This window comes from Saccharothrix sp. NBAS 001 (assembly GCF_056640475.1).
Genome location: NZ_CM153251.1, coordinates 4,039,173 through 4,053,790, shown reverse-complemented (window position 1 = coordinate 4,053,790; position 14,618 = coordinate 4,039,173). Strand labels below are relative to the sequence as shown.

At 68.7% G+C, this 14,618-nt stretch carries 7 protein-coding genes; 1 reads left to right on the top strand and 6 read right to left on the bottom strand.

The window, feature by feature from the left end; genetic code table 11:
- Positions 1-46: 46 nt before the first annotated feature.
- The 3 genes from cas3 to AC0HI0_RS16810 all read right to left on the bottom strand — a co-directional run bounded on the left by cas3 (position 47) and on the right by AC0HI0_RS16810 (position 8,986).
- Positions 47-5,200: a CRISPR-associated helicase Cas3' gene (cas3, locus tag AC0HI0_RS16820; protein ID WP_480933310.1), complete on the bottom strand. Its 5,154-nt coding sequence runs from the start codon at positions 5,198-5,200 to the stop codon at positions 47-49.
- 65 nt (positions 5,201-5,265) lie between these two features.
- Positions 5,266-6,219 carry an ATP-grasp ribosomal peptide maturase gene (gene tgmB, locus AC0HI0_RS16815; protein ID WP_480933309.1) on the bottom strand — a complete coding sequence of 318 codons (954 nt, stop codon included), beginning with the start codon at positions 6,217-6,219 and terminating at the stop codon, positions 5,266-5,268.
- 976 nt (positions 6,220-7,195) lie between these two features.
- Positions 7,196-8,986 carry a CATRA conflict system CASPASE/TPR repeat-associated protein gene (locus AC0HI0_RS16810; protein ID WP_480934310.1) on the bottom strand — a complete coding sequence of 597 codons (1,791 nt, stop codon included), beginning with the start codon at positions 8,984-8,986 and terminating at the stop codon, positions 7,196-7,198.
- A 46-nt stretch (positions 8,987-9,032) separates the two neighbouring features.
- On the opposite strand from AC0HI0_RS16810, the gene AC0HI0_RS16805 reads away from it, so the two are divergent.
- Positions 9,033-9,470, top strand: coding sequence for a CATRA system-associated protein (locus tag AC0HI0_RS16805; RefSeq protein ID WP_480933308.1), 438 nt, complete (start codon positions 9,033-9,035; stop codon positions 9,468-9,470).
- A gap of 8 nt (positions 9,471-9,478) precedes the next feature.
- On the opposite strand, the gene AC0HI0_RS16800 is transcribed toward AC0HI0_RS16805, so the two are convergent.
- The 3 genes from AC0HI0_RS16800 to AC0HI0_RS16790 form a co-directional block, all read right to left on the bottom strand.
- Positions 9,479-10,855 carry a macro domain-containing protein gene (locus tag AC0HI0_RS16800; RefSeq protein WP_480933307.1) on the bottom strand — a complete coding sequence of 459 codons (1,377 nt, stop codon included), beginning with the start codon at positions 10,853-10,855 and terminating at the stop codon, positions 9,479-9,481.
- Between the two features lie 107 nt (positions 10,856-10,962).
- The gene (locus AC0HI0_RS16795) at positions 10,963-13,875 is read right to left on the bottom strand and encodes a CHAT domain-containing protein (RefSeq protein ID WP_480933306.1); all 2,913 of its coding nucleotides are present in this window, start codon (positions 13,873-13,875) and stop codon (positions 10,963-10,965) included.
- Entirely contained in the window at positions 13,872-14,600 is a 729-nt protein-coding gene (locus AC0HI0_RS16790) for an NUDIX hydrolase (RefSeq protein ID WP_480933305.1), read from the bottom strand. Before AC0HI0_RS16790 ends, AC0HI0_RS16795 begins: the two co-directional genes overlap by 4 nt.
- Positions 14,601-14,618: the final 18 nt, after the last annotated feature.

Below are 14,618 nucleotides of genomic sequence, written 5' to 3'. Positions count from 1 at the left end.
GCCGTGCCCGCACGTCCCGCCTAGAACGAGTTGAACGCGCCGATGCTCACCGGTTCGCTTGAATCAGTCCTTCCCGCAGGCTGTAGTACAACTGGAAGTCGGCTCGGCCGTGTCGGATGTCGGCGCTCCGGTTCTCGTCGAGTATCAGGACCAAGCGGTCCGACAGCGCGGGAGACGCGTTGAACGCGGCGACGCTGTCGGCCTTCAGGGCAGCGATCACGTCGAGGACGACGTCGGGGTGGCTCAGCGTCGCCGGCAGCCGCAGCGTGCACTCTGCGATCATCCGATCCTGCGCGTGTTCGTCGAGTTGATCCGCGGTGAGCGGCTGGTCGCCACAGTGTTCGATCCAGTTCGGCGTCGACAAGCCACCCAGGGCATTCCGCTGAAGAACCAGCACCTCCAGCGGTTCTGCACCGTCCCCGGCATGTAGCGCATCAGGCATGATGTCCTGGGCGTCACCCTCTTGGAGACGTATCCAGTCGACGAGTGACCGCCCGCTCGGCCCGACTGGGTCGAGTAGCGAAGCCTGGGCCGCCTGCACCCGCTGTTCGGCTTGCCAGGCGGCCTTGGCAGCGGCCTCCTCCATCGCTTCCTGCCATGACGACGGTCCTACCGGGCGGGCACCGTAGGCGTGCTGCACCAAGGGCGCGATGTCCGACGGCAACGCCACGTCCTGCCGATCCGACACCAATGCCGCTGAACGCAGCAGCAAGTGCTCGTCGTAGACGTGACGCGAACTGCTGATGGCCCGAACCGGCTCCGAGCCCCAGTCCTCGACCCCGACCACAGCACACCGGGCCTGTGCCACCGAGGCAGGCCTGACCCGCTCATGCCGGTGCACGTTCCCCAACCTCTGCAACAGCGGGTACACCGGTGCCAGGTCGGTCACCACGAGATCGAAGTCGAGGGCTACGGACTGCTCCACCACTTGCGATGCCACGACGATGTGCAAGCCGGGGCGCTCGCCTTCCCTGCCGAAGCGCCGCTCCAGACTCCAATCGATCCGCCGCCGATCGCACGCTATGAACCGCGAGTGGCTGATCGTGACGTTCTCTATTCCGAACTCGCCGCTCAACCGCGCTGCGGTGTCCTGCACACGCGCGACGGTATTGCGGATCACGACTGCACAGCCGCCCTCCAGCAGGCGTTCCCGCAAGTAGGCGGTCAGAGTCTCCAGATCGTCGGGCAACCGGTCCAGTGCCACGGTCGTCCCTTGCGACGCCATCGGCAGCACTCGCTGAACACCACCCGATGCGACGATCACCGGATATCCCAGGTCGCGCCGCACGGCGACCGGTCGCCCCTCGTAGGCAGTCAGCAGCTCGGCACGCCGTTCAGCGGTCAGCGTCGTCGCCAGCAGTACCACCGGCACCCTGTAAGCGCCCAACCAGTGCAGCACCCGCCGCAGATACTGCGTCATGAATTCGTCGTAGGCGTGCGCATCGTCGATCACGACGACCTTGCCCGCCAGTCCCAGGTGTCGCAGCATCAAGTGCTTGCTCTTCAGTCCGGCGAACAGCACCTGGTCGATCGTGCCGACCACGAACGCGGCCAGCAGCCCCTTCCTGGGGCCGCTGAGCCACTGACGCTCTACCTCCGACACCTCGTCGTCGAACGACACCGCCTCGTGGACCAGTGTCACCCGGGTCGATCCGGAACGTCCTGGCAGCACGTCGACCCAGCGCCGTACCTGTTCGAACATCGCATCGCTCACCGCCTGGGTCGGCAACGCGACAAACACGCCGTCGGCTCCTGACCTCGCCGCCAACTCCTCGGCCGCCATCAACGCCGCGTTGACCTTGCCCGATCCCATCGGCGCCTCGACGATCATCAGCCCCGGTCGTGCCAGCGCCGAGGCCACCTCCACCGCCGCGACCTGAACCTCACGCGCCTCGGATCCTCCGATGAACCGCTCCCGCGACGCGGCGTCCACATCCGGCCCCATCGAACGGGCCTGCCACCGACGCGGCAGACCGAGGTTCGTCCAGCCCGACTCCACCCGTGGCACCAGGTCGAACTCGACGGGGTCCTCGACGCCGTCCAACAACGGGAACAGCCCGGCGTCCGAGGTGATCCAGTCCGCCAGGACGACGATCGACGTCAACAGCACCAGAACAGGCCTGCTCAACCGCAAGTCCCGGTACTGGTCCAGGTCGATCCCCGCCGAGGCCCGGTCGAGGAAGAACTGCCGAGCCTGTGACCACACCCCACGTCCAGCCAGGTCCGGATGGCCCTCGGCTTCCCGCAGCTGCGACCTCTCCGGTGGAGTTCCGTGGTGGCTGCCCACGACACTGGCCAGTTGCTCGGCGACGAGCTCGTACTCAGGACCCCATCGGTCCAGCAGGTAGTCGCGGACCGCCAGATGCCCGACCAGCGCGTGGTTCACCTGCCTCCGCCGAGGGTGGGCCAACAGTTCCGCAGAGGCGACCAACCCGGCCTCACGTACCTGATCTGCCGGTATCCGTGCCTGAACGGCGAATGCCGGACTGGCCTTGCCCACGTCGTGCACCCGCGCCAGCCAACTCGCCAACACCGGCACACCCGCGACCCCGTCGGGCAACTCCTCTGCGATCCGGGCCACGACCTGGGTGGACAACCACTCGTTGACCAGCCGGACGGCGACCGCTCCGGCATCGTCCAAGTGCTGTTGCAACGGCAGCCAGCGCGTGACACGACCGTGCACGGATGAGACCTTCGCCCACACCACACGCCAATCCCTCTCCGGTGGGCGCGCGGCCAAGCGACAGGAGTTCGTGTCGTCCTCCTCTCGCAGCGGTGTTCCACCGACGGAGCGAAGATTGGCTTGTGTGGCCGAAGTGAGGGGGTGGTCCTTTCCCATCGTGCGCAGGCGGATGCCCAGCAGCTCCTTCAGCTCGGACTCGGCGGTCGCGGTGTGCCCGCGCGCAGCGAGGGTCAGTGCCAGGTACTCGCGGGTGATGAGCGTGGCGTGGTGCTGCTCACCGAGGACCCGGGTCTTCTCCCGCAGCACGTGCTCGAACTCGCTCTGGGCGGTCTGTAGCCTTGCCTGCTCGAAATGCAGCTTGGCCAGGCGGTGGCGGGTGGCGAGGGTGTGCAGGTGGGTTGGCCCCAGCACGCGCCTCTGCTTCTCCAGGACGGCATCGTAGAGGGCTTCCAACCCGTCCAGTTTGCCCTGGTCGTGACGCAACATGACCAGGTGGCTGTAGGCGACGACGGTCTTGGGGTGGTCTTCGCCCAGTGCGATGCGTTCGGCGCGGAGCAGCCGGTCGTACTCGGCTTCCGCAGCGGGCAGGTCACCTCGGACGTGCAGCAAGGACGCCAGTTCGCTGCGCGAGTCCAGCGTGTTGAGGTGGTGCTCGCCCAGCAGTTCCTCCCGTGCCGCCAGCACCGCGCGGAACTCCGCTTCCGCCTCGGCCACGCGGCTCTGCAGGTGCAGCAGGTGGGCCAGGCGGTTGCGGGTGTCCAGGGTCTGGCGATGGTCGCGCCCCAACGTCCGGACCTGTTCGGTCAACACGGCGCGGAACTCCACTTCGGCTTCCGAGAGGCGGTCCCGCGCGCGCAGCGCCACGGCCAGTCTGCTGCGGGTGTCGAGGGTGTCGGGATGTGCCGATCCCAAAGTTCTGGCCTGGGTGGCTAGCACTGTGTGGAACTCGGCCTCGGCCGCGTCGAACTTGCCCTGGGTGGTGAGGACCGACGCCAGGTCGAGACGGGTTCTGAGGGTGTCGGGGTCGTCCTCGCCGAGCAGTTCGTGCTGCGGTGTCAAGGCAGTGCCCAGCTGCTGCTCGGCCTGCTCGTACAGCCCGCACTGGTACAGGAAACGCCCGCTTCGGTGCACGGCGGCGGCGGCGGTCCGCACCAAGCCGATGTGCTGTGCGGCCCCGAGCCACGCCTCCGGCCACAGGTGCAGGGGACTGGCGCAGTGCGGCACCAGGGCTTGCCAGCGCGGCCACGTCGTGGAGTCCTCGTGCTCCAGGTCGCGGGTGGCCGAATCCACCAGTGCCGCGGAGAGCGCGACGTAGCGGACCGGGTCGTCTTTGACGTCGTGGTGGTGACGGTTGCTCTCGCGCACCACCGGGTGCAGCACCAGTTCCGGCTGATGCGGATGTCCCGGTCGGTCGGACGTGGTGGTGTGCTCGGTCAAACCGAGCTCCGCCAAGCCGTCGAGCAGTGCGAGGAGCTTTTCCGGCGTGATTCCGGTGAACAGCGGCGAGCCAGCCATGATGCGGGCGTTGAGCAGTTCATACGGAATGGGGTCGTTCGCGAAGCACGAAAGCAACCGGAGAAGCGCACGCGCTTGTGCCTGTCCGCCCCTGCGGAGCACGTCCAGTGACAGTTCCCAGGTTTCGGTAATCAATTCACGGGGCTCTCTGCGTTTACGATGGTGTGGTGACGTGGCTTCGATCGTTGTCATGAAGCGCTCGTCGAGGGCGGTCAGGTAGTCGGTGAAGGTGTGCATCGCGGGAAGCCCGGGCAAGGCGGGCGCGGTGGCCATGATCGCCGAGTGCAGACCGGCCAATCGGAGCGCGAGGGGCAGGCCGCCCAAGCGTGCTGCCACGACACGAGCCGCGTCGAAGTGCCCGTCGTCCCGACCGGTGAGGTCGAGCAGGATGCGGGCACCGTCGTCGGGGTTCAGGGCGGGCACGTGCAGCAGGAGGGCCCGCGGTCCCCATGAGTTCCGCCCTCCATCACGACTGGTGACCAGGACCGAGCCGTGGCACCCCTCGGTGCTGCGCAGCCAACTCGGTCCCAGGGGACGGGTGGCACGCGGCGCGATGACCAGTTCGGGATCGTCGGCGTTGTCGATGACCAGCAACCACGGGTGCGGGAAGGCCGCCAGGCTGTTCCACAACAGGTCCGGCGCCGACCTCTGCCCCGTCTGCGCCGCCTGGATCCGGTCTGGTGGTACACCGATTCGGAAACAGACTTCCCTCATACCGGCGATCACGGAGTGCTCGTCGTGAGCGGACACCCACCAGACGGTGGTACCTCGTGCGTGCTGCGCGTGCGCGAAGTGCAGCGCCAGTGTCGTCTTGCCGTAGCCACCGGCACCGTGCAGCACGACGAACCGACCAGCCTCGTCCGCGACTCGGTCGGTCAGTTCGACCAACAGGTCGGCTCGTCCCCGGACCTCGTGGTCGACCCGGTCCCACGGTGGCTCCACCGACACCAGTCGGGGGCGCTCGGGCCGTGGGGCAGGTCCGGACTGGTGGATCGTCACCACGTCACGTCCTGCCTGGACGACCCCTCCGGGACCCGTGGCGAGGGCCGACTGCGAGTGGTCCCCGTTCACGACGTGCCGGCCAGGAGCCCGGCGACGGCGGCGCTGATGGGCAGGCCGACGGCATCCTCCAGCCAGCCGAACTGGCCCGCTGGGTTGGCCTCCAGGAAGTGCCAGCGCCCGTCGGAAGTGACGACGAAGTCGAACGCGGCGAAGCTGAGGCCGAACGCCTCCAGGAACCTCCGAACCGACGTCGCGACCGCCTCCGGTGGATCGACCTCGGTGTAGGAAAGCGCTCCGTAGTCACTGCGCCAGTCGATGCGGGCGGCAGCGTTGTGCGCATGGATGGCGACAGCGAACAGCGCGGATCCGACAGCGGTGACACGCACTTCGTACGACTTGTCCAACCACTCTTGGAACAGGTGGGCGGTGATCCTGACCCCGTCCAGGTCGACCAGGTCGGACGCCTCCAGCAAGCGCGTGTAGGCGATCCGGGACACGGAGCCGTCGTCGATCCGGTTGGCGCCGAGCACCTTGCTCACCATGCGCGGGACGTCGTCGGTGAAGCGCCGAACGGCCTCGGGGGCATTCGTCACCACCGTCGGGGGGACAGCGAAACCACACTGCGCCGCGACAACCAGCTGCCAGGGCTTGTACCCCGCGTCCGCCTGCTTGGCGGGGTGGTTGCACCAGAGCACCGGCAAGGAAGCCAACACGCCACCCAGACCCAACCGCGCCTCAAGCCGCACGTGGCGGAGTTCGGCTGGTGGCAACCCGGCTTCGAATGTGAAGCTGGTGGGCCCGCGGAAGAGAACCGACCGGATGTCCTCAAGGCGGACAACGCGGTGCGGCGTGCTCAACGAACCACGCCAACGGGAACCGTCCAGCACAGCATCGAGCACCAGACCTGTGGGGAACCAGCCGACATCGCACCGGAACACCGGCGTCGAGCGCTTGTCGAGTTCACGCACGATGCGGTTGGTCGTCGGATCGGCATCGCCGCTGATGATCAAGACTGTCACGGTGGATCGTCGTCGGGCTGGTGGAAGTCCATCTCCTCGTCCCCGGTCATCGGGTCCGTTCCGCCGCTTGAGGTCCCGGCCAGAACCGTGTCCTGACCTGTGCCTTCGAACACCGCTACCTGGAGTTCGTGCGAGTACCGGAACGCCCTCTGATCCGAGATCGCGGCGTCGCGAAGGAAGCGCAGACCGAAAGACTTGAACGGGGCACCGTCGCCGGGTGGGTACCGAGGCTGGTTCGCGGCTCGTCTCGTGGGAAACCGGTCGTCCACCGACGCCAGACCACTGTCGATTCGTGACGCTTCGCCTTGTTGAGATCTCACCGCGTCGCCCCCGACGAGTCGACTGTTCCGGTCTGCCAGTAAAGCAGGGCGTGACGGCTCCGACCAACCCCGATCAGCCCAACGGGTGCCGTCGTATTGGGCGGCGGTACCGGCAGTCTGACCAGCCACGCACTCCTTAGGGCGAACCTTCCGTACTTTTGCGGGTCTATAGACTGGGGAACAGGTGTACTCCATTCACAGTTGTTATTCGAGTGTCACCGGCTTGTGGATGTCAAACCCGACATGCAGCCTGGCCCGCGCATGGACCGATGCCGGGTTGTCTCGTTGGCCAGGCCGTCGAGGATCGGTCGACGGTGTGTCGAGGCAGTCCGGCTCCACGATCGCCCGTCCGACCACCCACGTGCGCTTCACGCCAGTGTTGACTGCTGGAGATCGATTGCCGACCGGACGACCGTCGCCGACCGCTGGGGCTTCGCCCAGTCGCCAACACGTGCCAAGTTCGCTTGTGCCGAAGCGAAGATCCTGGTGGGCAAGGATATCGCGCTGATCTTCGAGGAGAACTCGACCTGCACGCGGTGTGGTTTCGAGGCCGTTCCGCGTTGGTGTGCCAGGCGGCTGCCCAGCCGAGCATCCCCGGGTTTCCGTTCTCGTGGCGGGCGAGCAGGAGGCCTTCCACGCTGACCGGTTCCAGCGCGTCATCGGCCACCGGCACGCGTCACACGTCGGCTGTGGCCGCCTCGGGCGTTCAAGGGCGGGCACGTTCGGAGCAGGGCTCGCGTGTACGCCGCAGCGACCAGCGCCGCGTAGTTGCGCCACGTCCGCTCCGTGCGCCGGTCCCCATAGTCGCTGATCCCCCGGATCACCAGCCAGTCCAAGCCGTTGGAGAACCCTGCCTTGCCCACCCCCGTGGCCTCCATCTCCAACGCGATCACGTCGTGCGCGGCCGCGATGGCGTCCCGCGCGGCGATGCTGCGCAGCGACCGGTCACCACTGCCGACCTTCCCGTGGTGGACCTTCGGCCACCCCAGGCGGTGGCCGCTGAGCAGCGGGTCGGGGTGGCTGTGGACGTCGTCCGCTTCATCGGTCGCGTAGACCACGTCGAGGCAGCCGTCCGGGCGGGCGAAATCGGGCAACCGGGCGATCCCCTGCTCTATCCACCACTCCCACGGGCGTTGCCCGGCCAACTCGTCCGCCTGCATCATCTTGGCGTAGCGCACCAGCAACGACGACGGCACGGGGTGCGCTTGGCGCAGTACCCGGCCCTCCGGAGTGTTGGTGACATGGTCGTAGTCCACCACGCCCCACGCACCGACCACGATGTCGCCCAGCCGCACATGGCGAACCGGCTCCCGCGGCGCGGGCACCCCGGCCGCGATACCTGTCATGAGCACGCAACTCACCGACGGAAAGCTGCGCGCCAGGTTCGCGCACGCATCGGCGGCGGCATTGTTGCCGGTATCCCCGAGCAGCACCAAGGCCACCCGGTGCGGATGAGCGGGGTCGAGGCTGGGCGCGTTCCCGACGTAGTAGGTCGTCCGGTCGCCGCCCTCCACGTGCGGCGCGGGATCGTCGAGCAGCGCCCGCATCGCCGCGAATTCCTCGGGGAGCGCGGTGATGATCCCGAAAGCGGGGGCCTCAACCGCCCGGTCGGGTACTCGGTCCCGGGCCTCTCGGGCGAGCTCGGCCACGCGCCGTGCTCCTTCCTCGGCGACCTCCAGGTAGTGGACGTCGTCGTCGATCCGCTTGAGGAACCACCCCGTGAGCGCGCGGTCCGCCGCGAACGCCCCCGTCGCGCGGCCGAGCCAGCGGACAGCGTCGGCCTCGCCGTTCTCCACGTTGCGGCGCAGGAACTTCAGGTTGCGGACGCGGTCGACCACCTCGGTTCGCAGCCTGAGGAGCACGGCCCACGCATCGGGCACGTTGTCTGCTACCGCAGTCCCCGCGTCGTAGAGTTCCCGGCACAGCACGTCCACGCCCCGCCACCCCGTGTGGACGTGGAGTTGGTCGCGCACCTTTGCGGTGTGGAGCAGATAACGAGCCAGACGCGGCAATTCCGGTTCCGCCTGCGCCCACGTCCAGTCGCCGAGCAGCCCCTCACCGCCCGGACGGGCGAGGACGACGAGCCGTCGGACGCCGCGCCGGTGGCTGACCAGTTCACCGACATCCAGTTCGCCGTCCAACACCTCCCACGCCTTGACCTGCGCGTCCGGCGTGCCCTCCCGCAGGGTGCCGACGTATAGGCGGGCCGTGCCCAGGAAAGCGTCCTCGTCCTCCGCGAGGAGGCGGTCCACCAGAGCATCGTGCTCCGGCCACGAGCCACCGGGGGCGGCCACCAGGACCGACACGTTCACCATCTCGTCGACCCGCCGCCAGAACGCCTGGCAGCGGCCCTTCGGGTCCTGGAGCGCGAGCGTCCCCGTTCCGATCGGCTCCGTCAGCTGTAGCAACGCCACACACCTGTCCCACACTCGGCGCACACGATCCACCACCCGTTCGGAGTCCCGGCCACCCACATGGGCGAAGGCGTGCAGGATGACCTCTTGGTCGTCGATCACGATGGCGTCCACCTCCCATCACCCGCACGAGCACGCAGGACCGACCGTTATCGTCGCCGCACACGGACAAACCCGCACACCGGATCGGAGGCAGATGGGCTCTCAACTGCGTACGGACGTCCGCGACGTCCTCAAAGGCACGCTCGAATGGCGGTTCCGCGCCCCTTCGAGGTGGGATGCCGTCCACCAGGCGTTCGCCGCGCTCTCCACGGCGTGGGAGTCCGGAGACCCCGCGGCCATCGAGCGCGCGTGCGACGCGCTGGAGGCCTTGAGCCCCGATCGCGAGGTGCGCCGTGCGGGCGTGCCACGCGACGACAACGACACGGTCGCCGAGCCGATCGACATCGACCAGCGCGACTTGGTGGTGGTGCTGATCGAGCAGGTCGAGCAGGCGGACGGTCCAGGCCCGCGGTGACGCACCGATCAGCCGCAACTCTTACTCCCCAAGGGGATCCACAGCCAGGCCGACCCGTTGAACTCCTTCAAACTGATGTCCACCTGGGTGAACGCCGAGGGCGGCGGCGCTCCGTACCCCAGGCGCAGGACGTGGGAGTACAGGTAGTCGGACAGGAGGACCACCAGATCCGCATCGGGCTCGCCGACGACCGCCGCGCGGAGCGGGCCGGCGTCGGTCATGCGTGCGAGGTCGACGGCGAGCGGTCCCGAGTACCCGGTCGCGGCCGGCCCTACCAGGCCGGCGGTGATCGCCATGCGCAGGCGCACCCGGTCGTCCTGGGCCAGGTTGTCCTCCCGGAGCCGTTGCTCGACGGCGGCGACGAGCGAGACCAGGGCGCGGCTGAGGTCGACGTCGTGGGGCAAGTAGACGAAAGCGCCGTCGCCCAGCCACTCGTGCTCAGCGCGATCGAGATCGACGTCGGCTTCGGCGAAAGCGTCGCGCAGCAGGCGCACCAGCCGCCGCTGCACCTCGTCCCGTGCGGGTGCGGTGCGCCGCCCGTAGCCGACCACGTCCACGGACACCCCGACCTTCAAGACCTTCGGCATCCATTGTGAGGGCTGTGAGCCCGTGTCCGCAGCCGGGACGACGGCCACGGCTCTGTCGTGCAACTGCCGCAGCCCCAACCTGGTGAACGCGGCCCGGCACGCGGCCAGGTCGGTGTCGGTGTACGCCAGTAGGAAGACCGTCGTGACCGAGGTTTCGGCCGCCGTCAGGTAGTCGAGGGCGGCACTGGCCAGCGCGAGCGCCGTCGGTCCCGGGTCGCCACCGCCCTGCCCGGTGCCCAGCAGCGGGAACAGTACCGAGTTCACCGGTGCGGGTCCGGCGATCCGGTCGATCTCGGCGAGCGCGCCCGACACGCACCGGCCGACCTCCCTCACCTGCCGGTAGCCCGCGCCGGGTTCGCCCTGTACGGCCGCCGTGTGGGCGACGTACCGCACGCCGAAGCGGACCAGGTCACCCGCGCCGGTGACCACTGTCGTGCCGGCAGGTACCGGGCGGTGCGTCCCGACCTTGTGGTCCAGTTCGGTTGCGATCGTGTCCTGGACGACCCGTCCGGTGGCGTCGCGTCGCGCCCCTTCGTATCGGATGATCGACGACACCGAGTACTCGTCGATGCGGGCCATCCTCATCGCGGTGTTCTCGGAGTTGACCCATACCTCCGCGCAGCGCACGTTGCGCAGGTCTCCGGTGACGATGCCCAGCAGTGGGCCGCCCGCCGGCAGTTGGTACAGGTAGGCCCGCGTCGACCCGAGGGCCTTCGGCGGTCGTGTCCGCGCCCCGATGCGCAGGGACGCCCAGCCTGCGGCGGAGATCACCACCAGGGACGCGAACGCTGTAGCCACAAGGGAAACAGTCACGGCGGTCGCTCCGATCACGTGGTGCGGGAAGCCGCGTTCGCAGTGTTCGTACTTACCGACCGGTACGGGAACGAGTCAAGCCGAAGGGACGCTCAAGCTCCCGTGTGGAAATGGGATGCCCACAACATCGGCCTGTCCGGGTACTTCGCGCGGAGGAGCAGCACCGCGTCGTGCACTGCGCGAGCGGTCGCCGAGGGGCCTTCGTCGCGGATGCGTTCGTACACGGCTCTGACGAAACGCAACGCGACGTAGTCCCCAACCTGCCAGAGGGTGGCGATCACGTGCCGGTATCCGGAGAGCCGGAACGCGGACGCCAAGTGGATGGCCTCCTCGGTCAGCGCGATGCCTCCGCGCCCGGTGGCGCACGCCGACAGGAAGGCGATTTCTGCGCGGGACAGGTCCAGCTCACCGATGTCCCGCACGGTCAGCGGTGCCGTCAGGTTGTCGTGCAGCAGCAGCGAGCCGGCCGTCGGCATCCGCACGTCCTGCACCGCGTGGCACGCGAAATGCACGCACTCGTAGCGGGGCAGGGCGTCGAGCACGGCGTCGCGGGTCGCGTGCTCGTCGCTCAGCACGTCGGCCCCGGCCCGGTCTGTTAGGTGTTCCGCCTCCAGCACTGCCGCCGTGAGCCGCACTTCGTCCGGGACATCCGGCACGGCCACGACCAGGAGGCGGGTGTTCCCCGGCACTGCCGCCGGTCGGTTGCGCGCGAGAGCCAGGCTCCGCAGGGTGGGCGTGTAAGAGGAGATCACGTGGTCCATTACCGTCTGCGGTGCGGCACCGTTCGTCTCCTGGTGTCGACCCGCCGCGTGAAGAGGCAGGAAGACCAACGGGCCGGTCGGCGACCACCACAGCCGTGCTCCCCCGGTTGACCCCAAACGCTCCAACACGGGTTCTGCGACTACGTCCCACAACCACGCCAACGTGTCCGCCATGTCCTGTGGGGTCGAACCCTCCTCGCGTTCGGTCGCCGACGTGAACCGGTGGTAGTGCTCGCGAAGATCGGCCAGGCCCGCGTGCGGCAACTCCACGACCTCCAGACCGGCCGAGGTCACCAACAATGCGTCCGTGCGCCACGAAGCGACGTTGACGACGACGATCGGCCCGCCGTCCGCGAGGGCGATGAGGTCGTCGTGGGGCATCGTCGCGAACAGCCCTTCGAATCCCGGAAGTCGCCGCGCCTCCTCGACCAACGCCTCCCACTGGCCGGCGGCGGCGTGGATCTCGTCCCGCTCGGCGGCGGTGGGTTCCGTCCCGGCGTGCGACGCCGGGCTCAACCGGGTGCGACAGGCGTCCATCCGCGCGGCGAGTTCCGGGTGCAGGGCACGCAACTCCGCGAGGTCGTCGCGGTTCTCCAGGATCTGTGAGTTGAGGATCTCCCGCCCTTGCTCCAGCACTGCCAACGCGCCTGGCTCGTCGCCCGCTTCGAGCGCGTACGCGCAAGCCTCGCGCGCCAGACCCCCGAACCGCGCGAGCAGGCGCTCCTGGTCGAAGCGGAACAGCCGCCGGGAGGCCAGCCTGGGTAGGAGTGACACGGCGTGGGCCGACAGCCGTGCGCTGCGCTCCCACTGTTTCATCCCGGACGCCACCAGCGCGGCTTTCGCCGCCGCGTCGATCTGCCGGTCGGGTGCGTCGGGCCTGTATGCCGCAGATTCCATGCAGTCCAGCGCCTCGGCGGCGAGCGCGTGGTCCGCGGGGTCGAGCAGGGCGAGTTGGTGCGTCACCGTTCCGCGTGCCCGGAGTGCCGCTGCGTGGCCGCTGTGGTGGGCGGGCATCCGGTCGAGTACCTCGCGAGTGGCCCGGTCCGCCACCACCAGCAGGTCGGCGTCACGGCTCTCGTCGTAGCAGTGCAAGAGCGCACCCACATGGTTCAGCCGGTGAACGAGGTAGTCCGGACTCGTCGTGGGCGTTTCCGCCACGGCTTCGCGTAGGAGGGCCTCCGCCTCCCGCATCCGCGCGATGTCCCTGTCCTTCGGGAAGTACGTCCTCAGCACTGCCGCCAACGCTGCCAGCACCTGTCCGTGGACGTAGTGCCCGGCCGGCACCACGTCGCGGGCCTCACGCGCGAGTCCGACCGCATGGTCGAGGTCCGCACGCGTGCCCGTGACCCGGTACGACAACGCGAGCGCCGAGGCGAGCCCGCACAACCTCCTGGCCCGGTCCGGTCCGCGGTGCGGCGTTGCCCGCACCGCAGACTCGTACGCGCGAAGTGCGTCGGCAAGTGCCGTGCTGTCGTTGGTGTGGTCGAACCTCCGCACCAGGTGGAGCGCGACGTTCTCGCAGGCGGACGCCTTCCTCTCACCGTCTTCCAGGTCCTCGTGCAACTCCAGGACCCGGCGGGCGGCGGCGAGGCCGTCACGGCTGAACCGGTCGTTCCCGGTCATCTCGTTCGCCACCATCGCCGCTGCGGCGAAGTTCCCCAACGCCGCGATGGACTCGACGGGGTCGGCTTCGAGGTCCTCGTGCGCACGATGCAGGAGGTCGAGGGCCGTCAGCAGGTCGCCTGGCACCCCGGAGTGGAGGTGCCTGTGGTACAAGAGGGTCCCCAGTTCTTTCCTGATCCGTCCGAGGCTCGTGGCGTCGCCCTCCGCAATGAGGTCCAGGCAGGTCCGGAGGTCGGTGATGGCGCCTTCGAGCGCCTCGACGTTCGTCGATCGCGCCTCGAACATGTGACGCAGCACCGTGGCACGGGCCACTAGGGTGTGGTGGGTGGCCGGTCCGTTGACCGTCAGGACGGCCGCGTTGGCCAGGGCCAGGGCCTCGTCCAGCCTCTCCTGCGCCACAATTCCCATGTCGAGTTGAGGGATGCTCACCAGAGCGGTCGCCAGCTCGGCGAGCACGATCGGCTTCGTGGGATGCCCGTCCGGGGTCAAGGCGAGCTGGAGACGCACGGCTCGTGAGTACGGTCCGAAGGTCTCTTCGGTGGGTGCCCGCCGGTGTCGGGCCTCCCAGAGCCGCGCCGAGTTGAACGCCGCGTGCAGCGCGGCGACGGGATCGGTGTTCAAGCGGTCACCCCTTCGGTGTCGAGAGACCTCCTGGAACGCAGCAAAGCCGGGTGCAGCAGCGAAGCGGGGCCCCTGCGGTAGAGCAGCGCGGGCCGCCCGCCGTTGCGGGCCGTCTGCTCCTCGGTGCGCACCAGGAATCCTTCTGCCCCGGTCACCTTGCGGTGGAAGTTGCGGGATTCGAGTTCCTCGCCCCACACGATCTCGTAGACGCGACGCAGCTCGGTGACGGTGAACTCGGGCGGGCAGAACGCGGTGGCGAGCGTCGTGTACTCCAGCTTCGACCGGGCGCGCTCCACGGCGTCGGTGATGATCCGGGCGTGGTCGAACGCGAGTCGGCCTGCCAACGCGGTCTCCACCGGCACCCAGCGGGCGGTGTCCGCGTCGCCGCCCGCGACGGGTACCGGCAGGTTCGGCACCAAGGCGAGGTAACACACGGTGATCACACGCCGCCGCGGATCGCGGTCGGGGGTGCCGTAGGTGCGCAACTGTTCAAGGTGTAGCTTGCCCGCGTCCAGTCCGGTCTCCTCGGCGAGTTCCCGCACAGCCGCGTGCTCGATGTCCTCCGCGGCGGACTCCAGGAAGCCACCCGGCAGCGCCAGCGCTCCCCAGTACGGCTCTATACCCCGCTCCACCAGCAGGATCTGCAACTGGTCCGCGCGCACCGTCAGCACCGCAAGATCGACGGCCACCGCAACATCCGGGATCTGCCACTCCGACTCCGTCATCCGACCAGGTTAAGCCTG